This window comes from Candidatus Palauibacter sp., from assembly GCF_965216145.1.
In the GTDB taxonomy this organism is placed as follows: Bacteria; Gemmatimonadota; Gemmatimonadetes; order Palauibacterales; family Palauibacteraceae; genus Palauibacter.
In genome coordinates this window covers 3,067,118-3,092,049 of record NZ_OZ244149.1, presented here as the reverse complement: position 1 = coordinate 3,092,049, position 24,932 = coordinate 3,067,118, and the positions used below count along the sequence as shown (strand labels likewise).

The 24,932-nt window shown below is 67.6% G+C and carries 24 protein-coding genes and 1 pseudogene; 11 read left to right on the top strand and 14 right to left on the bottom strand.

Annotated elements, in window-relative coordinates; all coding sequences use genetic code 11:
* Positions 1-9: 9 nt before the first annotated feature.
* Both ACOOHF_RS13140 and ACOOHF_RS13135 read left to right on the top strand, forming a co-directional pair.
* Positions 10-588, top strand: a complete 579-nt coding sequence (locus ACOOHF_RS13140) for a helix-turn-helix transcriptional regulator (RefSeq protein WP_420462052.1) — start codon at positions 10-12, stop codon at positions 586-588.
* 3 nt (positions 589-591) lie between these two features.
* Positions 592-1,053 carry a hypothetical protein gene (locus ACOOHF_RS13135; RefSeq protein WP_420462051.1) on the top strand — a complete coding sequence of 154 codons (462 nt, stop codon included), beginning with the start codon at positions 592-594 and terminating at the stop codon, positions 1,051-1,053.
* A 12-nt stretch (positions 1,054-1,065) separates the two neighbouring features.
* Here the strand turns inward: ACOOHF_RS13135 and ACOOHF_RS13130 are convergent, their stop codons facing one another.
* Positions 1,066-2,763, bottom strand: a complete 1,698-nt coding sequence (locus ACOOHF_RS13130; RefSeq protein WP_420462050.1) for an alanine/glycine:cation symporter family protein — start codon at positions 2,761-2,763, stop codon at positions 1,066-1,068.
* A 288-nt stretch (positions 2,764-3,051) separates the two neighbouring features.
* Here ACOOHF_RS13130 and glgP point away from each other — a divergent pair, with 288 nt between their 5' ends.
* Positions 3,052-5,172 carry an alpha-glucan family phosphorylase gene (gene glgP / locus ACOOHF_RS13125; RefSeq protein ID WP_420462049.1) on the top strand — a complete coding sequence of 707 codons (2,121 nt, stop codon included), beginning with the start codon at positions 3,052-3,054 and terminating at the stop codon, positions 5,170-5,172.
* 762 nt (positions 5,173-5,934) lie between these two features.
* Complete coding sequence (locus tag ACOOHF_RS13120; RefSeq protein ID WP_420462048.1) at positions 5,935-6,150, top strand: hypothetical protein; 216 nt, start codon at positions 5,935-5,937, stop codon at positions 6,148-6,150.
* A 366-nt stretch (positions 6,151-6,516) separates the two neighbouring features.
* Here ACOOHF_RS13120 and ACOOHF_RS13115 read toward each other — a convergent pair whose 3' ends face one another.
* Positions 6,517-6,783, bottom strand: coding sequence for a hypothetical protein (locus ACOOHF_RS13115; protein ID WP_420462047.1), 267 nt, complete (start codon positions 6,781-6,783; stop codon positions 6,517-6,519).
* A gap of 20 nt (positions 6,784-6,803) precedes the next feature.
* On the opposite strand from ACOOHF_RS13115, the gene ACOOHF_RS13110 reads away from it, so the two are divergent.
* Positions 6,804-7,091, top strand: coding sequence for a DUF2335 domain-containing protein (locus ACOOHF_RS13110; RefSeq protein ID WP_420462046.1), 288 nt, complete (start codon positions 6,804-6,806; stop codon positions 7,089-7,091).
* 93 nt (positions 7,092-7,184) lie between these two features.
* On the opposite strand, the gene ACOOHF_RS13105 is transcribed toward ACOOHF_RS13110, so the two are convergent.
* Genes ACOOHF_RS13105 through ACOOHF_RS13085 form a run of 5 tightly spaced genes read right to left on the bottom strand, consistent with a single transcriptional unit; the run spans position 7,185 to position 12,583 of the window.
* Positions 7,185-7,937, bottom strand: coding sequence for an esterase family protein (locus ACOOHF_RS13105; RefSeq protein ID WP_420462045.1), 753 nt, complete (start codon positions 7,935-7,937; stop codon positions 7,185-7,187).
* Positions 7,934-9,220, bottom strand: a complete 1,287-nt coding sequence (locus ACOOHF_RS13100; RefSeq protein ID WP_420462044.1) for an ATP-grasp domain-containing protein — start codon at positions 9,218-9,220, stop codon at positions 7,934-7,936. The genes ACOOHF_RS13105 and ACOOHF_RS13100 overlap by 4 nt, the downstream gene beginning before the upstream one ends.
* Entirely contained in the window at positions 9,217-10,359 is a 1,143-nt protein-coding gene (locus tag ACOOHF_RS13095) for an alpha/beta hydrolase (RefSeq protein ID WP_420462043.1), read from the bottom strand. The genes ACOOHF_RS13100 and ACOOHF_RS13095 overlap by 4 nt, the downstream gene beginning before the upstream one ends.
* Before the next feature lie 53 nt (positions 10,360-10,412).
* Complete coding sequence (locus ACOOHF_RS13090) at positions 10,413-11,363, bottom strand: Type 1 glutamine amidotransferase-like domain-containing protein (RefSeq protein ID WP_420462042.1); 951 nt, start codon at positions 11,361-11,363, stop codon at positions 10,413-10,415.
* Positions 11,360-12,583 carry an ATP-grasp domain-containing protein gene (locus tag ACOOHF_RS13085; RefSeq protein ID WP_420462041.1) on the bottom strand — a complete coding sequence of 408 codons (1,224 nt, stop codon included), beginning with the start codon at positions 12,581-12,583 and terminating at the stop codon, positions 11,360-11,362. The genes ACOOHF_RS13090 and ACOOHF_RS13085 overlap by 4 nt, the downstream gene beginning before the upstream one ends.
* A 136-nt stretch (positions 12,584-12,719) precedes the next feature.
* Here ACOOHF_RS13085 and ACOOHF_RS13080 point away from each other — a divergent pair, with 136 nt between their 5' ends.
* From ACOOHF_RS13080 to ACOOHF_RS13070, 3 genes are all read left to right on the top strand, one after another.
* On the top strand, positions 12,720-13,943 hold the full coding sequence (locus tag ACOOHF_RS13080; protein WP_420462040.1) for an ATP-grasp domain-containing protein: 1,224 nt from the start codon (positions 12,720-12,722) through the stop codon (positions 13,941-13,943).
* Positions 13,940-15,157: an ATP-grasp domain-containing protein gene (locus tag ACOOHF_RS13075; protein WP_420462039.1), complete on the top strand. Its 1,218-nt coding sequence runs from the start codon at positions 13,940-13,942 to the stop codon at positions 15,155-15,157. Before ACOOHF_RS13080 ends, ACOOHF_RS13075 begins: the two co-directional genes overlap by 4 nt.
* 218 nt (positions 15,158-15,375) lie before the next feature.
* A complete protein-coding gene (locus tag ACOOHF_RS13070; RefSeq protein ID WP_420462038.1) occupies positions 15,376-17,058 on the top strand; it encodes a leucine-rich repeat domain-containing protein in 1,683 nt (560 codons plus the stop codon).
* Between the two features lie 155 nt (positions 17,059-17,213).
* Here the strand turns inward: ACOOHF_RS13070 and ACOOHF_RS13065 are convergent, their stop codons facing one another.
* Positions 17,214-18,398 carry a hypothetical protein gene (locus ACOOHF_RS13065; RefSeq protein WP_420462037.1) on the bottom strand — a complete coding sequence of 395 codons (1,185 nt, stop codon included), beginning with the start codon at positions 18,396-18,398 and terminating at the stop codon, positions 17,214-17,216.
* Between the two features lie 274 nt (positions 18,399-18,672).
* Positions 18,673-18,840, bottom strand: coding sequence for a hypothetical protein (locus tag ACOOHF_RS13060; RefSeq protein WP_420462036.1), 168 nt, complete (start codon positions 18,838-18,840; stop codon positions 18,673-18,675).
* Positions 18,841-19,084: 244 nt separating this feature from the next.
* On the opposite strand from ACOOHF_RS13060, the gene ACOOHF_RS13055 reads away from it, so the two are divergent.
* Genes ACOOHF_RS13055 through ACOOHF_RS13045 form a run of 3 tightly spaced genes read left to right on the top strand, consistent with a single transcriptional unit; the run spans position 19,085 to position 20,831 of the window.
* Positions 19,085-19,972, top strand: coding sequence for an IS1595 family transposase (locus tag ACOOHF_RS13055; RefSeq protein WP_420462035.1), 888 nt, complete (start codon positions 19,085-19,087; stop codon positions 19,970-19,972).
* 12 nt (positions 19,973-19,984) lie between these two features.
* The gene (locus ACOOHF_RS13050; protein ID WP_420462034.1) at positions 19,985-20,467 is read left to right on the top strand and encodes a hypothetical protein; all 483 of its coding nucleotides are present in this window, start codon (positions 19,985-19,987) and stop codon (positions 20,465-20,467) included.
* A 13-nt stretch (positions 20,468-20,480) separates the two neighbouring features.
* Positions 20,481-20,831 carry an excalibur calcium-binding domain-containing protein gene (locus tag ACOOHF_RS13045; RefSeq protein ID WP_420462033.1) on the top strand — a complete coding sequence of 117 codons (351 nt, stop codon included), beginning with the start codon at positions 20,481-20,483 and terminating at the stop codon, positions 20,829-20,831.
* Positions 20,832-21,282: 451 nt separating this feature from the next.
* Here ACOOHF_RS13045 and ACOOHF_RS13040 read toward each other — a convergent pair whose 3' ends face one another.
* The 5 genes and pseudogenes from ACOOHF_RS13040 to ACOOHF_RS13020 form a co-directional block, all read right to left on the bottom strand.
* Positions 21,283-21,633, bottom strand: coding sequence for an MbeD/MobD family mobilization/exclusion protein (locus ACOOHF_RS13040; protein WP_420462032.1), 351 nt, complete (start codon positions 21,631-21,633; stop codon positions 21,283-21,285).
* Positions 21,634-21,726: 93 nt separating this feature from the next.
* A complete protein-coding gene (locus tag ACOOHF_RS13035) occupies positions 21,727-22,047 on the bottom strand; it encodes a hypothetical protein (RefSeq protein WP_420464407.1) in 321 nt (106 codons plus the stop codon).
* Positions 22,048-22,471: 424 nt separating this feature from the next.
* A pseudogene (locus ACOOHF_RS13030) lies at positions 22,472-22,861 on the bottom strand (hypothetical protein); the annotation flags it as partial.
* On the bottom strand, positions 22,851-23,189 hold the full coding sequence (locus ACOOHF_RS13025; protein ID WP_420462031.1) for a plasmid mobilization protein: 339 nt from the start codon (positions 23,187-23,189) through the stop codon (positions 22,851-22,853). The gene ACOOHF_RS13025 and the pseudogene ACOOHF_RS13030, both read right to left, overlap by 11 nt.
* A gap of 320 nt (positions 23,190-23,509) precedes the next feature.
* A complete protein-coding gene (locus tag ACOOHF_RS13020) occupies positions 23,510-24,664 on the bottom strand; it encodes a tyrosine-type recombinase/integrase (protein WP_420462030.1) in 1,155 nt (384 codons plus the stop codon).
* Between the last annotated feature and the right edge of the window lie 268 nt (positions 24,665-24,932).

Genomic DNA, 24,932 nt, shown 5'->3' with positions numbered 1-24,932 from the left:
GGACGAGCGATGTTCACGAACCGAGACGGACTCGGCGCCTGGGCGAACTGCTGTGGCCCCGGCGTCTTCCGCTTCTCCGGCGGCTTCGGCCCCAAGCGGCGGATCGTTCGAAAGGGCGAACTGAAGTTCGTCCTCCTCCGGCTCCTCGCCGACGAGGCGATGCACGGCTACGAACTGATGCGGCGGCTGGAGGAGGAGTCGGGCGGGCTCTATACACCGAGCCCGGGTTCCGTATACCCCACCCTGCAATTGCTCGAAGACCAGGGCTACGTCTCCTCGACGCAGGAGGACGGCAAGCGCATCTACCGGCTCACGTCCGAGGGCCACGCCTTCCTCGAGGAACACGGCTCCCGGACCCGGGACATCTTCGGCCGCTTCGTGAACATCGGCGAGCGTTTCACCGGGGCCGCGATGCGCGAGGTCACGCGCTCGTTCATCCACCTCGCCCAGGTGAGCTTCGAGCGGGCCACGGGCGGGCACGGCGATCCGGAAACTCTGGCGAGGGTCAAGGCGATCCTCGACCGTGCCGCCCGCGAGATCGAGACCGCGTGGCCGGAGCCCGGATCCGCCGCGACCCGGGAGGCCTGAGCCATGTTTGAATTCGCGCTTCTGGGAGGGATCGCGGTATGGCTCTGCCGTCGCCGGGGCTGGGGTCGGGTTGACATGCAACGGGCCCTCGGCAAGCTGGGGCGTGTGGGCCGGAGCGCCCTCGCTACCGCGCATCGAGCCTGGCCTGGCCTGCTCGCGCAGTGCGCGGCGGACATGAAGGGCCTCGTGGAGGACACCGCCCGGTTCCTGCCTTCGGGCGCGCGGACTCGTCTCGAACGGCGCGCGCGGAAACCCTCGACCCGCTCCAACCGCGGTCTCGACCGGGCCCCCGTCCGCGACGGGGATAGAGCCATCGCGACCGCGAGCCCGAGACCCGAAGACCGGGCCGTCGCCCGCCTCCAGCGCCGCTATGTCGACGGCCGCATCAGCCTCGAGGAATATGCCGAGGCGGCCCGCGCACTCCGGACCGGGAGCCCGCGGGCCTTCGCCCGACCGCCGTCCTAGCCGGCGTCCCGGCTAGCGTCTCACCTGCCGCTCCCACGGGGTGCGAGTGAAGTAGGACTCCGTCATCTCCGTGATCTGCGGCGCCAGGAAGATGAGCGCGATCAGGTTCGGGATGATGACGATGGCCAGGAAGATGTCCCCCAGTGACCACACCACGGCGAGCGGCAGCACCGCCCCGACGAAGTGCATCGCCACGAAGACCAGCTTGTACGGGATGATCGCCCGCGGTCCGAACAGGTAGTTCGCGCACCGGTCGCCGTAGTAGCTCCACGAGATCGCCGTCGAGATCGCGAACAGGAAGACCGAGAAGATCACGATGTAGTGGCCCCAGTCGCCGAGCGGCGCGAGGCCCCTCTGAAACCCCATCTGGGTCAGCGGCGCGCCCGTCTCGTAGGCCTGCCCGTACAGCACCGTCAGCTCCCGCCCGTCGTCGGCCACCGCCACGGCACGCGCCGGATCGACGGCGCCGCTGAACGGCTGCGTGTGCGCCTCGTCCTCGAACAACTGCGGCACGGAAACCTCGTGCCACGCCACATGCGGCTCGCTCGTCACGCCCGGCCGCCCCAGCGTGTAGCGGATCGTCCCGGTCGGATCCGTCGGCACTGATGAGCCGCCTTCGTCGAGCACGACGTAGCTGAGATCCCCTCCCTCGAGCGCGATCTCGGTGTCGACCTGTTCGTTCCAGGCCCCGGTCATGATCAGGACGAGCGCCGTCATGGTCACGATGACGATCGTGTCGATGAATGGCTCCAGCAACGCCACCACGCCTTCCGACACCGGTTCATCCGTCTTCGCGGCGGCGTGCGCGATCGGTGCGGAGCCCTGCCCCGCCTCGTTCGAGAACAGCCCGCGGCGTACACCCCACATCAGCGTGACGAGGAACGCACCCACACCCGTGCCCGCCACGCCGGCCGTCGGATTGAACGCCTCCCGGAAGATGAGCGCGAAGGTTCCCGGCACCTGGTCGAGGTTGAGGATGATGATGAGCATCGCGGCGCTCACGTAGAGGATCGCCATGGCCGGAGCGAGGATGCTCGTGACGCGGCCGATGCGCTTGATCCCGCCGAGGATAACGAGCGCGACGAGCGTCGAGGTGACGAGCCCCGTGATCCACGTGGCGATCCCAAACTCGGAGAGCATCGCGTCGGCGACCGTGTTGGCCTGGTTGGCGTTCCCCGTCATGAACGCGGTCAACCCAAGCATGACCGCGAAGAAAGCGGCGATCGGCTTCCAGCGCGGCCCGAGCCCCTTCTCGATGTAGTACATGGGTCCGCCGGAGACCGTGCCGCTGTACTTGGCGGAATCCTCGTCAACCTCGCGGTACTTCTGCGCCAGCGTGACCTCGCTGTACTTCGTCGCCATGCCGAGGAAGGCAGTCATCCACATCCAGAACAGCGCTCCCGGACCACCCAGGTGGATGGCAATCGCGGCGCCGGCGATGTTTCCGATCCCCACCGTGGCGCTGAGCGCGGTGGTCAGCGCCTGGAAGTGCGTGACGTCGCCCGGATCGTCGGGATCGTCGTAACGGCCGGTGGCCACCGCCACGCCGTGCGCGAACTTGCGGATCTGCGGCAGGCCCAGCTTCAGCGTGAGGTAGGTCCCGATGCCGAGGAGGAGCAGGACCTGAAGCGTCAGGCGCTCTCCAGCGATGGTGATCCCGAACTGCGCGATGTTTCGGTCGAGCCAGTCGACGATTGTGGCGAAGTCCATGCGCTTTTCCTGTTGAGCTGCCGGTGGCAAGGAGTTGCGCTGAGTTTGGCCCCCGGCAGCCGGGGCTGCAACCGGGAGCGGTTCGCCGGTCCGCCGATGACGGGCCGGCCGGTACCTGCCGCGCCACCCCCGGATCGGTAAGTTCGTTCGCGCCAGCGGCGGCCCGGAGCCGGCGTCGCTCCAACACCCGGCCCCGAAACCACATCCGACACACCCACCGGAAGCACGCAAGGGGAGACGTGGGTCCAGACTTCGAGCCGATGACGGTGACGCGATGACAGTGAGGCAATGACGGTGGACGCACGCGGTCCCGGCCTGCCGGCCCGGATCGGGCGGCTGTGGGAGTTCGCGACCAACCTCTCGTGGACATGGAACCGGGAGGCCCGGTCCGTCTTCCGCGCCATCGACCCGCCGCTGTGGCGTCGCTCGCTTAACAATCCCGTGGCGCTGCTTCGGGGGGTCGGAGACGCGCGCCTCCGCGCCCTGGCCGGGGATCCGGCGTTTCTGCCGCGCTACGACGCGCTGTGCGCAGCGGTGGACGCGGCTGCGAGCCGCGGGTCGACTTGGTTCCAGCGGCGATACCCCGAGTTCGCCGCCACCCCGATCGCCTATTTCTGCGCCGAGTTCGCTCTGCACGAGTCCATCCCCATCTACTCCGGAGGGCTCGGGGTGTTGGCCGGAGATCACCTGAAGGCCGCTTCGGAACTCGGCGTCCCTCTCGTAGGCGTCGGCCTCATGTACGCGCACGGCTACTTCGACCAGACCTTGGGCCCCGATGGCTGGCAGGAGGACGCCGATGATCCGCTCGATACCCGGCTGACGCCGCTCGAGCGGCTGTGCGGAGCGGACGGCGTGCCCTGGCTCACATGGATCCAGGGCGCGGGCCGACGCATCCACGTCGGAGCCTGGCGGGTCCGGGTCGGCCGCGTGCCGCTGTACCTGCTCGACACGGACCTGGACGAGAACGACCCGGCGGACCGCGGCCTCTCGCACCAACTGTACACGGGTGGTGTCGACCACCGGCTGCGCCAGGAAGCGCTCCTCGGCGTCGGGGGCGTGCGGGTCCTCGCGGCGCTCGGGATCGAGCCCAGGGCGTGGCACGCCAACGAGGGCCACGCGGCGTTCATGATGGTCGAACGGGTACGTGGCCTCATTCGGGAGGGTCTTCCCTTCCCGGACGCCGTGGCCCGCGTGCGGGCCTCGACCGCATTCACCACGCACACGCCCGTGCCCGCCGGTCACGACGTGTTCTCCCACTCTCAGATGCGGGACTGGACGGGCGAGAAGTTCTGGGAAGAGATCGAGGCGCGGGACGAACTTCTGGGGCTGGGGCTTCATCCGGACGACGAGGGACGAGACCGCTTCAACATGACGGCGGCCGCGATCCGGCTGTCACGGAGGGTGAACGGCGTCTCCGCGCGCCACGGCCACGTCAGCCGGGAGATCTGGCGCGGATTGTGGGCGAACCGGCCGGCCGGGGATGTCCCCATCCGGCACGTCACGAACGGCGTACACCTCGGGACGTGGATGCACGAGGACATCGTCCGTCTGCTGGACGACCACCTCCCGGCGGAGGCCCTGTGGCGGGTGCGCCGGCGGCTCAAGCTCAGACTCCTCGACCTGATGCGCGAAGAGGCCCGGGGCCGTTGGCGCGAACACTGGCCGGAAGCGAAGCACCTCGTCGGGGCGGGCACGCTCATGAGCCCGTATCCGCTCACGATCGGCTTCGCGCGGCGCTTCGCAGCCTACAAGCGCGCGGACCTCATCTTCCGCGACCGCGACCGGTTGCTGGCGCTGCTCTCGGATCCGCGCCGGCCGGTGCAACTGATCTTCGCGGGGAAGGCGCACCCGCGGGATGACGAGGGCAAGCGGGTCCTGCAGCGCGTCTACGAGCACACCCGTGACCCCCGGTTCGAGGGACGGATCGCCTTCATCGAGAACTACGGGCTCCACACGGCCCATCGTCTCGTCGAGGGCGTCGACCTGTGGCTCAACCTGCCCCGCGTCCCGATGGAGGCGAGCGGGACGAGCGGCATGAAGGCCGCGCTCAACGGCGTACCCCAACTCGCGACGGACGACGGGTGGTGGGAAGAGGGATTCGAGGGAGACAACGGCTGGATCCTGCCGCGCGCGCCGGAAGACGCGACCGAGGAGGAGACGGACCGCCACGATCACGAGCACCTCTTCCGCCTTCTCGAGGACGAAGTCGTCCCCCTCTTCTACGACCGGCCGGGCGAGGGCTCATGGGACGACGCCCCCGCGGGCTGGCTCGAGCGGGCGCGGCGGGCCATCGAGGTGGCCGGCGCGCGGTTCACGGCCCAACGCATGGTGCGAGAGTACGCCCGCGACTACTACGTCCCCGCGTTGCGCGGACTCTCCGACGGGGACGACCCGCCGACTCACAGGTAGCGCGGCCCACCCCCGGAGGGACGGCAACGGCTCGCGCTCCCAGGCGTCATTCTCCATGATGCGCAACAACGGACCAGCGTCCAACCATCGCGCGGGCAACGCCTCGGCCGACGGGCCGGGGCGCTCGTGCATCTAGCCGCATCGCTTGCGTGCATTTCGCGTCTTGCGGAACATGGGACCGCCCGCTGTATAGTGTCCCCCGATGGTCGGAAGGCCGGTTGCCTCGGACGTGGAAGCGCGGTTGCGGGGCAAGGAGTCCGGCGGGGGTCACAACGGTGTCCGTCCAAAGCCCCCAGCGCAGTCCGAGCCAGCCGAGAGCGGCAGGCAGGCGAGAAGCGTGGACGGCGGCCGAGAGGTCGAGAAGTAGCTCGCCGGTCTAAGTCGATCCGACCCGACGGGACCGCCCCTAGGCGCAAAAGCACGCCAGACCGTAGACCGTGACAGCTACGATTCGACGAGACGGGGGCTCGGGACGACCGCCTTGGCCGAAACGCCGGGTGTTTGGTCGTCTTTTGTCCCAGTTGGTCGTCCTTTGCCGCAGTCCTTTGCCCCCTTCGCTCTCACTCTTCCAGCTAAGATCGGAGTCAAGAAACCGCAAAGCGGTTTCGCAGGCTTCGATCCCTTGAAGGACTCCCGGAATTAAGATCTTCGGTTAACCGCTGCCCGGAGTATGTAGCCACCCCTCGCGCGCACCCGCCGACCTCACGACTATAGCGGCCGGCAGCAAGTGGGCTGCCGCCAAAACCGGAGAAGGAGAAAGCGATGGGTGACCTATACGACGCTGCCCCGCCATGGATGCAGGAGGCGATGCAACAACACGATGAGTTCCGGCAGGCTCTTTCTGCCGTAGAGGGCGAGGGCGGCAAGCTCGGGGACTTGATCGAGTACGCGGTGCTGTTCCGCGCTGTTCCGCGCACAGGCGAACATGGCTCGCAACAACACGCCCTTGCCGCCGGAGCGGCAGCGTCGGATGGATGAACTCGAAGCGACACTTCGTGACGCCGGAGTATCCCGGGAAGCGCTGCATCGGTTGGGGATGGCGTTCGGCGGCGAGGGGAGCTAGAGATTTGCGAAACGCCGCACCTTTCGCTTCGGGAGATCCGCGAGAAAGCCGCCCGCAGGCGCGCAGCCGCCAGACAGAGCTTCGCGCCCAAGCCTCGGAAACTGACGCCGCGCGAGCAGCAGGTATGGGCTTACGTCGCCGCGCGGACAGTGCGGTAGGCAGGTGCGCCTCCGGGCTTGCATTACGTGTCACACGAGGCACACTTTTGCGGCGTCGAAACGTGCTGTCTTGTGCCGTGTACGAAGAAAAGGAACGAGGTAGAAGACCACTGACTGGAGGCCTTAGGGATGGATAAGATTGCCCGCGCCGTGCGGGACTACGCGGCTCGGAAGTTCGTGCCTTTGAGCGGAGCTTCTCCTCTCACCCGACGTTCGCACCCCCCCGACTTCCTCGTCGTCCTCAACGATCTTGGCGTCGTCCTCAACGATCTCAACGTCGCCAGTTGGTGCGTGCTCGTGGAGCATGGCTACCCGGAGGAGCCGCCAGAACTCGTTTCTCCCTCGTTTGAGCCTACCGAGGAGATCGAGGCCGTCGAGCATGCGGGCCAAGCAGATCTATTTCCGGGCTGGTGAGCAAAGCCGACAACGGGGACGAGAAGAACCTTCCCGACCGACCTGAGGAGCAGACCCCGGCTGAGCGCACCGAACGCCAACGGATGCGCGTCCGGTACACCGAGACCTCCTGGAGCGCACCGCTGCCTCCCCCTGCGCTTCTTCGGGAGTTCAACGAGGCCGTCCCCGGTGCGGCCGACGCAATCATCTCCGAGTTTCAGGAACAGGGTCAGCATCGCAGGGACATGGAACGCCAGACGACAGAGGCGCACGTCTTCGCCGTCACGGTTGTTCCGAACTCCTGATGAGGGGGAATCGGAAGCGCCACAGGATTCGGAGGATTCCGGCAAGGATGACGAGGAGACGCCCACCCGGAGGGACGGCGACGGCTCGCGCTCCTAGCGGGGCGGCAGGAGTTCGTCGAGGTACTGCACGAGCATGTTGCGCCAGGTGGGCCAGTCGTGGTGCCAGTCTTCGCCCCAGTCGTCCACCCGGTTCGGCACGCCCTTCCCCGCCAGCCGCGACGCCATGCGCCACGATTCGTCGATGTCCTCGGCGCGCCCGCGTCCGGACGCGAAAAGGACGAACCGTTCCCGCAGCCGGTCGAGCGTCTCACCCGTGAGATCCGGCAGGTAGTGCAGAGGGGACGCGCGGTAGAAGTCTTCCGTGATCCCCGCCTGAATCCCGGTCTCGTGCTTCAGGAACCGCTCCAGGTCGTAGGTCCCGCTCATGCAGAGCGCGTGCGAGAAGGCGTCCGGGAAGCGGCACAGCATGGCCAGCGCGTGGAAGGCCCCGATGGAGGATCCCGCCGCCATCACGTCGATCGACGGGTCGTTGCAGTCGTCCTGGATCCAGGGGACGAACTCGTAGCCGACGAAATCCTGGAATCGGTTGAGCACGCGCATGCGGTGCTCGGGCGTCCCCTCCTGCCCGAGCATGGCGCGTCCGGCCACGCTGTCGCACGAATAGACCTTGAGACGACCGTCCGTGAGGTAGTCCGCCACCGTGTCGATGACGAGGAAGCGCTCGATCTCCTCCGCGTCGCCGGCGGCGGTGGGGAACATGAGGAGGGGGACGCCGACCTCGCCCCAGCGGACGACGTTGACTTCCTGCTCGAGACGGTCCGACCACCAGCTGGCGATGAGTTTCATGACGCGAGGATGGGTACGCTGCCGGGCGGCTCTTCCCGCCGGGCCGCCTGGATGCGATTGAAGAAGAGATCCGTGAACTCGTCGATCTCGTGATCCGGGTAAAGCGACGACACCTTCACGTGGACCGCGTCGCGGGCCGCCTCGCTGCCGAAGAACTCGTCGGCCACCTCGTCGAGATAGCCGAGGTGCGTCTCGCAGAAATCCGCGAAGCGGTCGGTCTCCAGGCGCGCCTCGGCGATTTCGCCGCAGACCCGGATCCTCTCCTCCGGCGTCATTCCGGCGCGGCACGCGTCGAAGAACGGTTTCCAGTCAAGGTTGATGCGCATTCGCCTCCGGGTCGCCGCGCAGAAGATGGACCAGCGGATATTCGCCTTGATGAGCCAGGGGAAATGATAGTGGAGCGACGTGACCTGGGAATCCGGGCACGGGTTCGCGAAGTCGATCGGCATCCACCGCCCGCCGCTGCGGAGGGCTTCACACGAGTTGAAGTCCCACCCGAAGAAGGCGTTGATCGTGAGCGTCATGTCGCGGATCTCGCGGGCGTCGCTCGCGCCGAGGAAACCCCGCTCGAGGGTGTACCGGTCGTGCTGCGGGGCGCCGGGGTCGTAGAGAACGGCGCGCGTCTGCGGTCCCAGCCCGACGCAGCGGACGAAGCGGTCGTGCGCTTCCACGCCCCGCTGCAGGTGCATGACGAACTTGCCGCTCTCGTCGTAGGCGGCCTGCAGCGCCTCGTCGTCCTCGATCCGCGAGACCCCGCGCCAACCCCCGCCGTCGTAGGGCTTCATGAAGACGGGATATCCGAGATCGCGCGCCACCTCCGGGAGATCGAACAGCCGCGCGTAGCGCCGAAGGGTGATGGCCAGGTCGTCTTTCGGATCGTACGACTTGGGCGGGATCAGCCAGGTCCGCGGCACCGGGAGACCCAGCCGCATCATGGCGCAGTAGGTGGAGTGCTTCTCCATCGACTGGACGCTCCACGGGTTGTTGAACACGTAGAGGTCGTCCATGACGACGCACTTCTTGATCCACTCGCGCGTCGGGAAGTACCAGTGCGTGAGGCGGTCGATGACGAGGTCGTATCTCACCGGCTTCTGAAGGTCGAAAGGCTCGATCGTGACGTCCTCGACCTGGAACCGGAGGGTGCCATCCGGGGAGGGAATCCGGAGGTCCAGCCGCCGCAGGATCTCGCGATAGGCGATGGGCCAGCAGAGGTCCGCCCCGAGGGAGAGCCCGATGCGGCGCGTGACTTCGGGCGGCGGGGCGGCGGCTCGAGGGGGGGTCATTCGTACACCAACCACAACGGACCCGGGAAGAGCCACGTGAGCCCCTCGCGGAGCCGGTCGCGCCAGTTCTCCCAGTTGTGGCCATCGCGCGACTCGACGAAACGGACGTCGACGCCGACGCGCCGGAGGACGGGGATGAGCGCGCGGTTCTCGGAGGCCAGCGGCTCGTACACGCCGACGGAAACGAACGCCTTTTCGGCGACAGGGGTCGGCGCGTCCCGGTACCCGTTCATCATGTCGACCATCCGGTCGAAGACGGGGCCGCTCTCATTGCCGCCGATGTCCGTGAAGAGGAACGAGCCCGACTGGAGCAGCAGCCGGCCGAAGCGGTCGGGGTAGCGGAGCGCGACGTGGAAGGAGGCGACCGCCCCCAGACTGGCGCCCATGAGGCCGCGCGAATCGGGCTCGGGGAGGAGCGGGTAGTCGCGCTCGAGTCGCGGCAGCAACTCCTCGACGACGAACCGGGCGTGGGCCGGATCCGCCGAGTATTCCGACATCCGGTCGCCCGGGTGCAGCAGCGCCACGATCAGGCGCGGAAGCTCGAAGCGCCCGATGAGCTGGTCGAGCACGGGCCGCAGGCTGGCGTACTCGAGGTAGTCGGCCCCGTCGTGCACGATGAGCAGCGGGTAGCGACGCGTGGGGCGGAAGTCCGCCGGCCGGTACACGGTCACATGCCGGGCGGAGTCGAACGCCTCGCTCTCGAGCACGAGTTCGTCCATGACGCCGGCGGGCGCTTCGCCGGTGTCGCGGGCCCAGTCGGGGATCTCGTAGCCGCGCGCCTGCACGACGGAGTTCGCGCCGAAGGGATCGCGCGCACGGAGGGGGTTCAGGGGGTCCTCGATCCATTCGGCGCGGCCGCGGGCGAGCACTTCGATCTTGTACTCCACGCGGGAACTGTCCGGCAGTTCGAGCGTGTAGTACCAGAGATCGGTCCCCTCCAGACGGCGGAACGGGGCCGAAGCCTGGAGCCCGTGCACCCAGTGCCGGAGCCGTACGGCGTCGGCCTCCCCTCGATAGACGAAGGTATAGAGAGGCGGTTCCGCGAGCGGGAACTCGTGGGCCTCCAGGAAGGCATCCACGGCGCGGGGATCGGATGCGAGCCGCGCCTCCAGGGCCGCGATCGAGGCGGAGCGCGGCATGGACGCGTCGTGCCCGCGAGGCCGGGGGCTGGCGTCGAATCGCATCGCTCGGGCTACGCGGCCGCGGGGAAACGGACCCGGCGGCCCGTCGGGTCGAGCCGTTCGACTCCGCCTTCACCGTTCCAGCCCTCGGCGGCCCGATCGATCCGGTGTCCGGGGTCGAGGAGGACGCAGGAGGCCGGGGCAAATCGGGCCGCGAGCCGCGCACTCAGCGCTCGGTCGTCGAGCGCGAGACGCGCGGAGGCATGGGGCAGCGCCACGATGTCCTCGGCCAGTCCGAGCCCCGCATCGAAGACCTCGGGGTGCCCCGCGCCCCAGGGCGGCCGGTCGTGGAAGAGCACGATGCGCGGGGTGAGCACCATCGCCCCGGCCGAGCGGGCGATCACGGCGCGTCCCTGGAGGAGCTCCCGTCCCCCGAACAGGCGGAGGCGGCTGAGCAGGTTCGCGACGTGTCCGCCCTCGATCACGACCGCCTCCGTCCCCTCCAGTCGCGCGTCGACTTCCCGCCGCTGCGATCGCACCGCGTCGCGCTCAGCGGGCTTCATGCGCCGCTCGAACTCCGACCGGATCTCGGCGACCCGGTCCAGGTGCCGGGTGTCGAGCCGCCGGATGGCCTCCAGGGCCTCGTCCCGTTCCGCCCGAAGAACGGATTCGTCTCCACGCAACTCGGCCAGCCCCCGGTGTGCCTCGACGAGGCCATCGAGTCGCAGGTTGTAGGCGCGACGCAGGGCCTTGAGCCGACCCTGGGTGGCCCGGTGCGCCCGGGCGAATTCCGCGTCCGCCTCCGCCACCCGGTCCGAGCGCCGGTACAGTTCGAGATCGACGACGCGGTCGGCGAGCCGGGGATCGAGGAGGCCCTCGTTCGCTTCGCGGTCCCGCCACCCGGCGGTGACGGCCGCAATCCTCGAACCGCGCGATATGACGCCCCAGGCTTCCAGTTCCGCGACCACCCCCCGGAGGGTGAGGCCCCCGCCGCGCGGCCCGAGGAGGACGACCGGATTCATGCGGCGCGGACCCTGACCCAGCGTCCCACCGCATCCAGCATCCCGCGCAGTTCGTCGTAGTCGGGATGCCGCAGCCGCAGCCACGCGTTCGCCATATAACCCGCCTCCACCGGCTGGGTCGGCGTGCCCGGGGACGGCAGGTGCACGTCGATGATCCACTCTCCGAACCGCGATTCCACCTTCTCCAGACCCTCGTACCCCGTGATCCGGCCATCGCGTTCCGGACGCAGCGTGACGATGCCCGCGGAGTAGCGGCGGGTCGCCTGCTGCGCCGTGCGCCCGTGCACGATGCAGGCGGCCCATTCCCGGTACAGGTCCATCTCGTTGGCGGCTGCGTACAGATCCCACGCCCGGACGCCGGGGGGCCGACAGCCGATCTCGGAGAACTTGAGCCCATTCTCCCCGAAGAACCACTCCATGTGGGTCGCCGAGGTCCCGATCTCGAGCGCGTCGATGACCTGCTTCCCGAGCTCCCGAACCTCGGCATAGGGGGCGGCGGCATCGATCCGGTTCGTCGCGATGAACTGCGGCGAGACCTCCCGCGTCCGCATCGCCTCGAGCACGTTCGGGTAGTAGTGGGTCATGAAGTCGTGCACGACCACGCCGCCGATCGTGAGCGTGTCGTAGAACGCCTCGTGCCCCTCGACGAACTCCTCTACCGCGACTTCGGCTCCGTGGCCAACGCCCAGCCTCGGGAGGAGCGCCGCGAGCTGCGGCTCGTCCTCCACCCGGTAGGTGCCGGAGGCCCCCGCCCCGGCGCGCGGCTTGACGATGAGCGGATAGCCGACGCGGCTCCCGAAGCGCAGGATCTCGTCCGCATCGCCCCCGCCCATCGACTGCGCGGTCGCGACGCCCGCCTCGCGCAGCGCCTCCTTCATGGCCGGCTTGTCGCGGCACAGGTGCGCCGTCTTCACGGAGGTGCCGGCCAGCCCCGCCGCCTCCCGGACGCGGGCCACGGGCAGGATGTGCGCCTCCACGGTGGCCTCGAGGCGGTCCACGGGCCGGTGGCGATGGATCTCCTGCAGCGCCCGGGCGAGGGCGGACTCGTCGCACACCGAACCCACCTGCTCGTAGCAGGTGAGCCACCGGGGCAGGTCGGGGCCGAGTGCATCGAGCGGGGCTTCGCCGACCGCCGACACCTCCGCGCCGACCTCGTGCAGACCGCGGACGAAGTCCTTCTGGTTCCCGGGAAACCGGGGTTCGACGAATACGACGTGCATGGTTCTCTCGGACGGGTTTTGCCAGAGGCGCCGTGAAGCTTCACTTTGTCGGCCCGGCATTGTACAGTCCCTCCTCTCAAGCGCCAGCCCGGCGGTTCGCACCCGGTCCGTGCCTGTCCGAAACCCTGGAAGTTCCATGCGCAACGTCGCGTTCGTCGCCCCGTTCTATCTCCCTGCCACGCTTCGGTTTCTGGAAGCGGCGGCGGGACTCGAGAACGTGCGTCTGGGGGTCGTGACGCAGGAGCCGATCGAGAAGATGCCCCCGGCGCTACGGCGGCGCATCGCTGCTACGGCGCGGGTCGAGGACGCGCTGTCGGCGGAGGGGATCCACGCCGGGCTCGGACAGCTCTCCGCGGAATTCGGGGGGATCGACCGGCTGCTGGGCGCGCTCGAGGATCTCCAGGTGCCGCTCGGCGAACTGCGCGACGCACTCGGACTCCCCGGGATGGGCGCCGCGGCGGCACACAATTTCCGCGACAAGTCGCGGATGAAGGACGTGCTGCGCGCGCACGGCCTGCCCTGCGCCCGGCACGCGCTCGTCCGCGACCAGGCCGAGGCGGCGGCGTTCTCCGCCGAGCAGGGGTTCCCGCTCATCGTGAAGCCCCCGGCCGGCTCCGGCGCCCGCGGCACCTTCCGGGTCGAGACGCCCGAACAGTTGCGCGCCGCCGTCGCCATGTCCGCGCCGAGCCCGGACCGGCCGACCCTCATCGAGGAGTTCGTCGTCGGCGCCGAGCACTCGTTCGACGCCGTGTCGATCGGCGGCCGGCTCGTGTGGCATTCGATCAACCATTACCTCCCGTCCCCGCTCGAGGTGCTCAGCGAGCCCTGGATCCAGTGGTGCGTCCTCCTCCCGCGCGAAGTGGACTCCCCGCGCTACGAGGAAATCCGCCGCGTCGCGGGACCCGCGCTCGACGCGCTGGGGATGGAGACGGGCCTCAGCCACATGGAATGGTTCCGGCGCCCCGACGGGACGGTCGCCATCTCGGAGGTCGGCGCGCGCCCGCCCGGTGCGCAGTTCGTCACGCTGATCTCCCACGCGCACGAGTTCGACCTCTATCGGGCCTGGGCGCGCCTGCTGGTGTTCGACGACTTCGATCCTCCGGCCCGGCCCTACGCGGCGGGCGCGGCGTATCTGCGGGGACAGGGACACGGAAGGGTGCGGCGGGTGGCGGGACTCGAGGAGATCGCGAGCGAACTGGGGCCGCTCTGCGTCGAGTGGCGGCTGCCGCGGCCGGGACAGGCCCGGAGCGCCTCCTACGAGGGGGAGGGTTACATCATCGTGCGTCACCCTCGCACCGAAGTGGTCGAGGAGGCGCTGGGACAGATTATTACCCGCGTGCGGGTGGAGCTACAGCCATGAACGTACTCATGTTATCGCCGGGGTATCCGGCCGAGATGCAGTATTTCACACGCGGTCTCGCCGAGGTGGGCGCGACCGTGATCGGACTCGGGGACCAGCCTGGGTCGGCGCTGCCCGAGATCGCCCGGACGAGTGTGTCGCAGCACCTGCAGGTGAGGTCGCTCGCCGACGAGGCCGGCGTCATGCGGCAGGTGGCGGCGTTCGCGACCAGGACCCGCATCGACCGCGTGGAGTGCCTGTGGGAGCCCTACATGATCCTCGCCGCGCGCCTGCGCGAGATGCTGGGCGTCCCCGGGCCGACGGTGGAGCAGACGCTGCCCTTCCGCGACAAGGAGATCATGAAGGACATGCTCGACGCGGCCGGGATCCGGACGCCGCGCCACGGGAGGGCCACAACCGCTCCGGAGTGCCGCGAGGTCGCCGAAGGGGTCGGCTTCCCGCTCATCGTGAAGCCCGTGGCGGGGGCGGGATCGGCCGACACCTACCGCGTGGATTCCGCGCGCGACCTCGAGCGCGTACTCCCCGCCCTGCGTCACGTCCCCCAGGTCACGGTGGAGGAATTCATCGAGGGCGAGGACATGACCTTCGACACCGTCACCGTGGGTGGCGTCGTGGCTCACTACAACATCTGCCGCTACTGGCCGCGCGCGCTCGAGTCCAAGACCCACGAGTGGCTGAGCCCCATCACCTACGCGCTGCGCGATGTGGAGGCCGAGGACCTCGCCCCCGGCCGCGAGATGGGCTTCGCCGTGCTGGAGGCGCTCGGGTTCGAGACCGGCTACACGCACATGGAATGGTACCGGACCGCGGACGGCGAGGCGGTGTTCGGAGAGATCGGCGCCCGTCCGCCGGGGGTGCGGACCGTCGATCTGATCAATTTCGCAAGCGACATCGACACGTACAGCGGCTGGGCGGAAGGCGTCGTCCACGCGAAGTGGTCGCAGCCGGTGGAGCGGAAGTACAACGCGTGCTGGATCGTCAAGCGCGCGCGAGGCCAGGGCCGGATCGAACGCATCGAGGGGCTCGGACCTCTCCTCCAGGAGTACGGCGAGCGCGTGTGCAGCCTGGATCTCCTCCCGATCGGCGCGCCGCGCCGCAATTGGAAGGCGACGCTCGTCTCCGACGGGATGATCTTCCTCCGGCACCCCGAACTGGAGACGCTGGAGGCGATCGCCGCGGAGTTCTCGACCCGGCTCCAGCTCTACGCGGCCTGAACCGCGGCCGTCGTCTCGGTCGAGGATATCTTCGCCGCCGTTCTGGTGTCCCGCCGGTGCCCAACTCGCCATAATCCAATCCATACGGCAGGGGCGTCTTGTCCCGGGGCCGTACGAGATCCGCTGACGTGTGACGGACCGGAGAGCCTCGCGAGGCGAGTGTGACTGGCAGACGAGTGAGATGCGCCCGCCCGCGGGACGGGCGGGGGTGGCCGCCGATGGCGACGCTCGCCGCGCTGGTGCTCCTCTCCTGTGGCGACGATCCCGCCGGACCCGCGCCGCCCCCTCCGTTACCAACGTCCGTCGACTCGGACCGGGCGGCGCTGGTGGCGCTCTACGAGTCGACTGACGGGCCGAACTGGGTCAACAGCGAGAACTGGCTCACCGACGCGCCGCTCGGAGAGTGGTACGGGGTGGACACCGACCGTTCCTGGCGTGTGTCGCGGCTTGATCTGTCCGGCCGGGGGGATGGCATACGACGGCCATGGGTATCGCATGGCCTCTCGGGCCCGATCCCCTCCGAAATCGGCAGTCTCACGAACCTGTGGGATCTCCGCCTCTACGCCAACAATCTCACGGGCCCGATCCCGGCGGAACTCGGCGGCCTCGCCGATCTCGCAACGCTGGATCTCGGCATCAACGAGCTGTCGGGCCCGATCCCACCGGAACTCGGCAGGCTCACCAACCTGACATACCTGCGCCTCTCCGATAACAATCTCACAGGGCCAATTCCACCGGAACTCGGCGGCCTCGTCAACCTGAGAACACTGTCCCTCGCCAGGAACGAACTTTCTCGGCCGATCCCGGCGGAACTCGGCGGCCTCGCCCAACTGGGGTATCTCGGCCTTGGCAGGAACCAACTTTCCGGCCCGATCCCGCCCGAACTCGGCGGCCTCGCCTTCCTGACGGACCTGCTCCTCCACTCCAACGACCTCTCGGGCCCGATCCCGGCGGAACTCGGCGGCCTCGCCAACCTGACGTCGCTGTACCTCTGGGGGAACGAACTCACCGGCCCCATCCCGCGGGGCTTCGTGCAACTCGACCAGCTCGACGACCTCTATCTCGGACGGAGCAGGGTTTGTGTGCCCGGCACGTCCGCTTTCGCGGAGTGGCTGGAAGGCATCGAGAACCACGATGCCGACGCGGCGTCCTCCTGCAACGCGACCGACGTGGCCGCACTCGAGTCGCTCTACGAAGCGACTGGCGGCGCCAGCTGGACCCAGTCCGGCGGCTGGCTGGGCGAAGATGCCGTGGCCGCTTGGTATGGCGTCACGGCCGATTCCCTCGGCCGGGTGACGGAACTCGATCTTGCCCGCAACGCATTGACCGGCCGATTGCCCGCGCAACTGGGGGAACTGTCGCGCATGACCATATTGCGCATCGGCGGCAACGTCCTCGCGGGCCGGCTGCCACGGACACTGGCGCGACTCTCGCTGCGGGAACTCCACTACGCAGACACTGGATTGTGCGCCCCGGCGGAGGCGGCATTCCAGGCGTGGCTGAGCGGCATTCCGTCGCACGAGGGGACGGGCGTCCAGTGCGAGCCGCTCTCGGACCGCAAGAGCCTTGAGATACTGTACGAAGCGGCGGGAGGGCCGACGTGGGGCAATAGCGAAAACTGGCTGACGGCCGCGCCTCTGGGGGATTGGTACGGGGTGGAGGTCGATGGCGAGGGCCGCGTGGTGCGGCTGGCGCTTCACTCAAACAACCTCAGGGGGCCGATCCCGCCCGAACTCGGCGACCTCACCCACCTTGCGGGGCTGAACCTCGCAGAAAACGACCTCTCGGGCCCGATCCCCTCGGAATTCAGCGGCCTTACCAACCTGACGGGGCTGAACCTCGCGGAGAACGGCTTGTCGGGCGAGATCCCCCCGGAACTAATCGTGTATGGCATAACTTGATTTATAACAACGACTTAGGGAGTACTTAGGCAAATGATGTATCACTCAAAATATACATTTCTGAGCGAGATTACATGGGACTCAATCGGATGTCGCCGGATCGGATTCCGGTAATTGTCGCAGGCATATGCTTACTCCGAGATCAGGATCGGCAGTCACCGTCCTCTGACCGGCAGCCTCCGAACCACCACGCTCGCCACGTCGAATTGGTCGCGCTCGATGAACGCCGCCAACCCGTCTGGGCCGAAAGCGTCGGGCATCTCGGTCGTGCCAGCAGCGTAGGTCCCGATGTAGCCACCATCCGGGGTCAGTAGATCAATCGGACCATCGCTGGCTGGCCCATCGCCGCGCCGCTGCACCCAGATCGTCCCCTCCCAACTCGTGCGCAGGGTGCGTACCACCGGGACCTCATGGTAGAACTCCATGTTTCTGATGCGTCTCCGCCCCAATTCAGCGAAGGCGTCGCCGAACCGATCATTCGAACTCGCGTCCGCCTCGTTTTCCGCCAACAGGCGTTCGATCTCTCCATCCCTGATCGCGGCGGTCACAGGTTCAGGCCGAAACGGTCGGGTGAGCACCCGAGTAAGTTCTCCGTTACGAGTAGCCACTTTGATGGCGTAGGCGGACGAGTCCGTGTAGACCAAGCTTCCGTCTGGGAGAGCTCTAGCGACCAAGGCAGGTCCGAAGCCGTCTGGATCTCCCGATGGCCGCCACGCTTCGATCACCGTGTCTTGCACAGCCTCGTCACCAGTGAGGACCAACCGATAGACTGGACGAAACGGTGGCTCGGGACCGTCGGCGGGGCCTCCCATGCCGAAGGCACCTACACTTGTCGTGATGACGTTCTGGCCGTCCCTTGCGGGAGCCAAGGTCCGGATCAAGTAGAGCGAGCTGCCGGGCATCCGCACTGATCTCTCGAACTCGCCGTTTGGTGCAAACACTTGGAATGCACTGTGACCCCCGTCGAACACTACTGTGCGCCCATCGCGGAGCACGGTGAATCCGATGGCGGTGTTGGTGTTCGCGGCAAACTCACCCGGCCCATCGCCGAGCCGTCCGAACTCGCGAACGAACTCGCCCTCCCGGCTCACAAGCACGATCCGGCCGCCCTGGTCGTCCATCACATACAGGTCGCCGGACTGGCTGAAGCCGACCGCGCTGACCCGGCTGAACACCTCCCACTCCGCACCATCGAGGGACCCCACCCGGTAGACTTCCTCGAACTCAGGTTCGATGCGGGTGTCCCGGCTTGGAAGTTCACTGACTTCTTGAGCTTGGAGAGCCGGTGAGCCTAGGCCGATGATCCCTACGGCCAGTCGGAGAATGCTTGGAGTCGTCATGCCGGGGTCTCCTGAACTGAAACAAGTGGCATCGCTATAGCTTAGATGAACAGCCTCAATCTACGGTTGCCTTCCTCGGCACGCTCCCGCTGGGCGCCCGTCCAGGCGTCAAGGGCCGCCACTCCTCCCGGTCGTCAGTCCCCGCCGACCTCAGCGGCTCGGACCGGCATCGCGGTCCGGCCCGCGCGGCGGCGTTATCACCAGCCGCGGCCGCGCGGTCTCACGGCGGCGGATGTCCCGGTGATTATGTACTTGACGCAGGCTGACCATCCCGCTATTTTCCTTGTGTGGATACTTCATCGGCCTGCTCGTTCTGCTTGTTCAAGACCTCATCGACCTTCCCGAGGACCCGCTTGCCGAAGACGGTTTCCATGATCTCACGGTCGGTCTTCTGAGCGATGTTCGCCGGGACGGTCCGTCTACGCTTCTTCTTATTTGCCATAGGATAGTACCGTGAAGAGAGAGCCTTTTCTCATTGGTGACGACCTTCAGCCGCTCCGTCGGGCAGGAGCAGGCCTTGCACCGGACGGCCGGACCATCGTGTTGCATCTGGAAAGCTATGACCTGGAATCGGACGAGCCGCGACGGCCCCGACAATTCCTGCTATCTCAGTCCCAGGCGAGGGAGCTGTCAAAGCTGCTTCGCCGGGTGGTTGCGCGCAATCTACGACAACACTAGGAGTTCTCATGGCTCGCCTCAACTTGGTTTCTCTGATTGACCGATACAACAACGATGATAAATGCCGCGACCTGCTGGAGCGAATCCGCTGGCCATCCGGCGTCTGCTGCCTCCGCTGTGGCGACACCGACGTGTGGGAGATCGAGAGCCGGAACCAGTGGGAGTGCTCGTCATGCGAGTACCATTTCAGCGTTACGGCTGGGACGATCATGCACCGTTCGCATCTGCCTCTCCGCAAGTGGTTCCTCGCGATCTACCTCATGTGCGAATCTAAGAAGGGGATGAGCGCGAAGCAGCTTGAGCGCACCCTCGGCGTCAGCTACAAGACGGCGTGGTACCTCTGCCACCGCATCCGCGAGGCGATGGGCAACGACCCCCTCACCGGCCCCACGCTCGTTGGCGTCGTCGAAGTGGACGAGACGATGGTCGGCGGCAAAGCCCGCGGCGAGAACTGGCGCGACAACAAGACATGGGTTGCCGGCGCGATCCAGCGCGGCGGCCGCGTCCGTCTGGAGCGGATCCCGAACGTCAGGAAGAACACCCTTCACGACTTCATCGCCCGCACCGTAGCCGACGATGCCGAGGCAATCTACACGGACGAACTCAAGTCCTACATCGGCATCGAGGACGACGACACGCGGCACGAGACCGTCAACCATGCCGCCGAGGAGTGGGTCGTGGGTGATGTCCATACGAACAGCGTCGAGGGCGTCTGGTCCCTGTTCAAGCGCTCCATCGTGGGGACGTTCCACAAGATGAGCATTAAGCATCTCGACCGGTACCTCGAGGAGATGGAGTGGAGGTTCAACAACCGGAACAACCCCCACATCTTCCGCGACACGCTGGCCCGGATCATGCACACGGACCCGCTCATGTACCGAGAACTTACTGCGTGAAGGAGACCCCCGGTGAAAGCTATGCTCCCCACCCTCGCCTTGCTCCTTTTGCCGACCCCCTGCGGCGCGCAGGAGGATATGGAGGCGGCAGCCGACCGATTCAGCCTCTTCACGCGCTGCTCCAGTGTCCAATTGGCAGTCGCGACACTTCCCGACGACGCGACCGATACTGGCCTCACCCGTGATGGGATTCAGCGCACAGCCCGTAGCAGGCTTCGCGCTGCGCGAATCTATCATGGAGATGAAGTGGCTCTCGGGGTTCCTCGCCTGTACATACAAGTCCATGTCGTCGGCGTTGCTTTTAGCGTTCGCGTTGTTCTCAGCAAGGCTGTCTACGACCCCTTCTCCAACCTTACACTCACCGGAGCGACATGGTCGAGGGGCTCTGTCGGTACACATGGCGGCAACGCGGGTTACGTACGCCAAGTGCTCTCCGAACTCATGGACCTGTTCATCGACGAGTACCTCCGCGTGAACGCCGAATCTTGCCAATGAAGGAGCGCGACCTATGAACGACTGGAAGTCGAACCTGCCGTGGTTCATCGCCGGCGCATCCAGCGCTGCCCTCGTCACCGTGCTCCTCACCTCGGGGCCACAAGCCGACCCGTCACAGGTCGGAGCTACGCCTGTCATCGCGAACCCCGTCGCAGCGCCCGGTCCCATCACGATCCCGCCTCCCACGCAGGAACCGCCCCAAGTGACGACCCCCGGCTCGCCGCTCGCCCTGTACGACGACAACGGGAACGGACGGATAAGCTGCGCCGAGGCACGAGCACACGGGATCGCACCCGTGTCCCGAGGACACCCGGCATACGAGCACATGCGGGACGGCGACGGGGATGGCGTCGTCTGCGAGTGACAGCCACGGCTACGACTGGCTCACATGTAATCATAGTAGCCGCTAACGAGGTGTTTCCTCCAAGCCGCCTCCGCGAGTTCCACGTCGCCCAATGAGCCGATCGTGCGACCCGCAGGGAGATACGTTTGGTCGTCCGGCATCGTCAGCGTCGCTCGGAAGCTATGTCCCGTACCGCTGGGTACGTTGGCTTGCCCGTGAACTTCCACCTCATGCGTACCACGGACGATCTCGTGAACCAAGAACTCCGTTCCTCGCCTCCGCGACGGTGCAGGTGCTGGCGTAGCAATGCGTGGAGTTCGTATGGCTGGCCACTTTTCTCGCGTTCTCCCACTAACGCGGTTTCGTCCCCCCCCCCCCGGAGCGACTCGCATCGGGCCAGGCAACATGGATTATATAGGCAAGAGCGAAGCATCCAGTTGCCGCCAGCCCATGCCCCCACCACGACCACGAGTCAAGCAATAGCTTCTCCAACAAGAAGGTTACGAAGATGCCGCCGCCGGACGCTATTGTCAGGGTGACCACCCGTTCCGCAGTTAGTTTCCAGTTCATAATGGACCATGCTACCCACCCCCCTATCCTGCGTCAAGTACATAATTACCGATGTCCCGTAGTACTCGGTCAAGCGCGTCACTTGCTCGTCGAGCCGCTCGATTCGCCGCCTCAAGGTGCCGTTCTCCTCGGTCTGCCGCTCGACTTGCCGCCGCAAGGCTTCGACCTGTTCGGATTGCCGCCGCTGTTCCGTCTCGGACTGCGCGGACAACCTCTTCAAGGCCGCCGTCAACTGCCGTTCCAACTCGTTCATACAGCTTCCTCACTCTCTTGACTGCTTTGCGGCAGGCCGTCCGCGCCAAGTCCAGGGCGGTTTGTCCAGCGTCCCCGCCGACAACACCACGGCCTACTCTCCCTCGATCTTCAGAAGTGCGATCCGCCAGGTGTCCACCTCCATCCGCGCGAGCGTCTGCCGGGCCTCCCTGATGTTGGCCGTCTCGGTCCGGGCTGGGATGCGCGTCCAAAGCCACCGCATCGTCGCCCAACTTCCGCCGAAGATGCCGAGCCAGAGGCTCAGGCCGACGATCAGCGGCCGGAGCCAAGCCTCCGGCAGCATGGCGCGCATCCGCCCGGTCGCCTCCTCCGTATCGCGCTCGATGGTACGCGGCGCGTTCCTCGCGGCGCGCCGCGAGTTCCCGGCGGGCCGCGCGAGCTCGCTCGCGGTCAACTCCCCGGTCTCCCGGCGTTCGCTCCCGATCCGTGTGCCCAGCCGCTCGGTCAAATCGGTCGCGCTGGAAGTCAAAGGCGTACAGCCGTCCCTTCAGCCGCCAACGGTCTCCGGTCTCGGGGTCCATCGCGGTCAGGTAGTCCTTGCCTTGGCGCGGCACTTCAAGGCCCGCCTCCCGGAGCGCGGCGACGACATCGAAACGGTCTTTCACCGCGCCGTGCTCGACGCGCTGGAGCAGGTAGTCCCGGAGCAGGTCGCGGGGCGAGGATTCGAGCCGGAGACCGGCCCGCAGCTGGGCGGCCTCGACGTAGGCGCGGTGTCCGGGCTGCTGGACCCTCGCCCTGGCCGGGTCGTCTGGACGGCCCCAGCCGTGCTCGTGGTTGAAGGCGTCCCGGAGCGGATCGAACGTGCTGCGCCAGCCCGGAGGGGCAATGTTGAGGCTCCGTCCGGTCTCAAGGTGGCATCGTGCGGCGAGGACGTGGACATGGGCACCGCCGCCCTCCTCGCGGTGGAGCACCGCCGCCCATGCGTAGCGGTCGGGTTCGAGCCCGGCCCAGGCCGTCTCCTCGAAGGCGTCCAGAACCGCGCCGATCTGTTCGTCGGTCGGCTCGTCCTCCGGCGCCCACGCGATCACGCCGGAGGTGTACCTGTGCTCGAACCCCAGAGTGTCCGCGACCGACGCCACCCGGTGTGGATCGCCCCGAAGAACCTCGACGCCTTCGCGCGGCTTTCCGGTGGAGTCCCGCTCGCCGAGGAGGTACGCGGCCGCGGCCCGCGCCGAGCCGGTTCCGCGGGCGAGAAACTTAATGTGCATCCGCGTCCGGGCTCTCGGCGGGGTCCAGGGCGCTGAGCGCCCGGTCGACGGCGATGAGGTGGGCGATCACCTCGACGGCCTCGATGGCCTCCTTGTGTGTATTGGCCCACCGAGCGATCTGGTTGAGGTTGTTCCCAAGGCGCGCCAGTTCGCGGGTGCGCCCGCGCTCGACCTCGGCGTGCGCCACGGTCCAGGTGCGGACCCGGCCGATCGACCGGCGCACCAGATCCGACAGGGTCAGGCCCGCCGAGCGCGCCTTCGCGTGCCACTCGGCACGCTCCGCCTCGGTGGCGCGGACCTTCACCCAGACGGCGCGTCCGGCGCTCACGGCGCGCCGTTTCCGTCACGGGGGTCAGAGGGGGCACGGCCCCCCGCCAGCCCCTGCCGGGGACTCGCGAAGCGTGGCCCCAAAGGGTGGGCTGGCTCTCCCGCCATAGCGGGCAAAACCGTCCGCCGAAGCGCGGAATCCGGGGTCGTCGGAATCGCCATGACGTGAAGTCAGGGGACCGTTTCGGGCGGTGTCAACAGCCGCTGAAAAGGCGATGTCCAAGGGGTTCCAGCGCCGTCCGGAAGGCGAACCGGCCTCCGCCAACGGCACCCCCATCGCCCCAACCTGGAGGCCCTGGGATCCCTGCGCCGAGTTCGGCGCTACGTGACGTAGTCGTTCCAGTCCTGAAGGACTTCGGCGCGCCTTTCCAGCAGGTCCGAGCGCTGGTACGCCTGAACGACCCGGCTCCTCGGCACATGGGCAAGGCAGGCTTCGGCGACCTCTGCGGGGACCCCGGACTCGGCCATCCACGACCGGGCACTCGACCGGAACCCGTGGAGCGTCGAGGCCACCCCGGCGCGCTTGAGCACCCGTAGCGGCGCCTTCCTCGGCAGCGGCGCGCCCGTCCGGGACGGAAACACCAGCGGAGACCCGCCCGACAGCTTGCGCGCCCGCCGAAGCACGTCGAGCGCGCCCGTGCTGAGCGGGACCGCGAACTCGCGGCCCGCCTTCATCCTCGCCGCCGGGATCGTCCAAACGCCCGAGTCCATGTCGATCTCGTCCCAGCGAGCGCCCCGCGCCTCACCGGGACGCACGGCGGTCAGCACGATCAGTTCAACGCACAGAACCGCCGCCGGGTGCGTGTCGGTGGTCCGGCGGACCGCCCGGAGCGCCGCCGCGACCTCTCCGTGCGGCAGCGCTCGATGGTGGGTCGGCGCGTAGCCGTTCGCCTTCGGCAGCGCCTCGACCGCCCGGTCCATCGGGTTGTCCGCCCGGTAGTTCCGGCCGATGCACCAGCGGAAGACGGCATTGATCCGGTGCCGGGCCTTGCGTGCGGCGGCGGGCTTCGAGTTCCAGACCGGCGCGAGGCACCGGAGCACGTCGGCGCTCGTGATCCGGTCCACCGGCTTGTCGAGGAGCGGGGCGGCATGGAGGCGGAACGTGGACGCCCACTGCGCGGGCAAGGGACTCCCGGCCTTCCAAGCGTCGCGGTGCAGTTCGATGGTCCGCTTGGCGGCCGCGGCGAACGTCGGAACGCCGCGTCCGCGCGGGTCCTGGCCCAAGCGGACACCCCGGCTGTTGTCCAGTGCCTTCCGGCGGGCCTCGGCGAGCGTCACCTCGGGATACGGCCCGAGCCCGATCGAGGTCAGGCGGCCTTCGATCCTGACGCGCTGCCGCCACGTCTTGGTGATCCGGCCATCCAGTGTCCTGTGGACCCGGAGGCTCAGTCCTCGGCCTCCGCGTCCATCGCCGTAGACGCCGGGTCTGTTGACCGTCCGCACGAACGCGGCGGAGAGTGTTCTGGGCCGCTTCATCATGGGTTCCTTCCTTGTGGTGTATCACTCATTGCGGCACTACACAGGGAAGAATACACCGGATGGCGATGGACTTCAAGGGACGATAGGATCTCGGTTGTGACCTACAATACGTTGTCTAACAACGTCTTATGTACACTATGCGATACCACATCGGATCGCTCTGGACGAGTCGTACCGAGTTCCTCCGGAACTCGGCGGCCTCGTCGACCTGACGACGCTGGACCTCGGGCGAAACGCTCTCACGGGCGCGATACCGCCCGAACTC

Bases quoted from the DNA above. Each gene is read 5' to 3' on its own strand.
- ACOOHF_RS13140 (WP_420462052.1), top strand. From the start codon at position 10: ATGTTCACGAACCGAGACGGACTCGGCGCCTGGGCGAACTGCTGTGGC.
- ACOOHF_RS13135 (WP_420462051.1), top strand. From the start codon at position 592: ATGTTTGAATTCGCGCTTCTGGGAGGGATCGCGGTATGGCTCTGCCGT.
- ACOOHF_RS13130 (WP_420462050.1), bottom strand. From the start codon at position 2,763: ATGGACTTCGCCACAATCGTCGACTGGCTCGACCGAAACATCGCGCAG.
- glgP (WP_420462049.1), top strand. From the start codon at position 3,052: ATGACGGTGGACGCACGCGGTCCCGGCCTGCCGGCCCGGATCGGGCGG.
- ACOOHF_RS13120 (WP_420462048.1), top strand. From the start codon at position 5,935: ATGGGTGACCTATACGACGCTGCCCCGCCATGGATGCAGGAGGCGATG.
- ACOOHF_RS13105 (WP_420462045.1), bottom strand. From the start codon at position 7,937: ATGAAACTCATCGCCAGCTGGTGGTCGGACCGTCTCGAGCAGGAAGTC.
- ACOOHF_RS13100 (WP_420462044.1), bottom strand. From the start codon at position 9,220: ATGACCCCCCCTCGAGCCGCCGCCCCGCCGCCCGAAGTCACGCGCCGC.
- ACOOHF_RS13095 (WP_420462043.1), bottom strand. From the start codon at position 10,359: ATGCCGCGCTCCGCCTCGATCGCGGCCCTGGAGGCGCGGCTCGCATCC.
- ACOOHF_RS13090 (WP_420462042.1), bottom strand. From the start codon at position 11,363: ATGAATCCGGTCGTCCTCCTCGGGCCGCGCGGCGGGGGCCTCACCCTC.
- ACOOHF_RS13085 (WP_420462041.1), bottom strand. From the start codon at position 12,583: ATGCACGTCGTATTCGTCGAACCCCGGTTTCCCGGGAACCAGAAGGAC.
- ACOOHF_RS13080 (WP_420462040.1), top strand. From the start codon at position 12,720: ATGCGCAACGTCGCGTTCGTCGCCCCGTTCTATCTCCCTGCCACGCTT.
- ACOOHF_RS13075 (WP_420462039.1), top strand. From the start codon at position 13,940: ATGAACGTACTCATGTTATCGCCGGGGTATCCGGCCGAGATGCAGTAT.
- ACOOHF_RS13070 (WP_420462038.1), top strand. From the start codon at position 15,376: ATGGCGACGCTCGCCGCGCTGGTGCTCCTCTCCTGTGGCGACGATCCC.
- ACOOHF_RS13065 (WP_420462037.1), bottom strand. From the start codon at position 18,398: ATGACGACTCCAAGCATTCTCCGACTGGCCGTAGGGATCATCGGCCTA.
- ACOOHF_RS13060 (WP_420462036.1), bottom strand. From the start codon at position 18,840: ATGGCAAATAAGAAGAAGCGTAGACGGACCGTCCCGGCGAACATCGCT.
- ACOOHF_RS13055 (WP_420462035.1), top strand. From the start codon at position 19,085: ATGGCTCGCCTCAACTTGGTTTCTCTGATTGACCGATACAACAACGAT.
- ACOOHF_RS13045 (WP_420462033.1), top strand. From the start codon at position 20,481: ATGAACGACTGGAAGTCGAACCTGCCGTGGTTCATCGCCGGCGCATCC.
- ACOOHF_RS13040 (WP_420462032.1), bottom strand. From the start codon at position 21,633: ATGAACGAGTTGGAACGGCAGTTGACGGCGGCCTTGAAGAGGTTGTCC.
- ACOOHF_RS13020 (WP_420462030.1), bottom strand. From the start codon at position 24,664: ATGAAGCGGCCCAGAACACTCTCCGCCGCGTTCGTGCGGACGGTCAAC.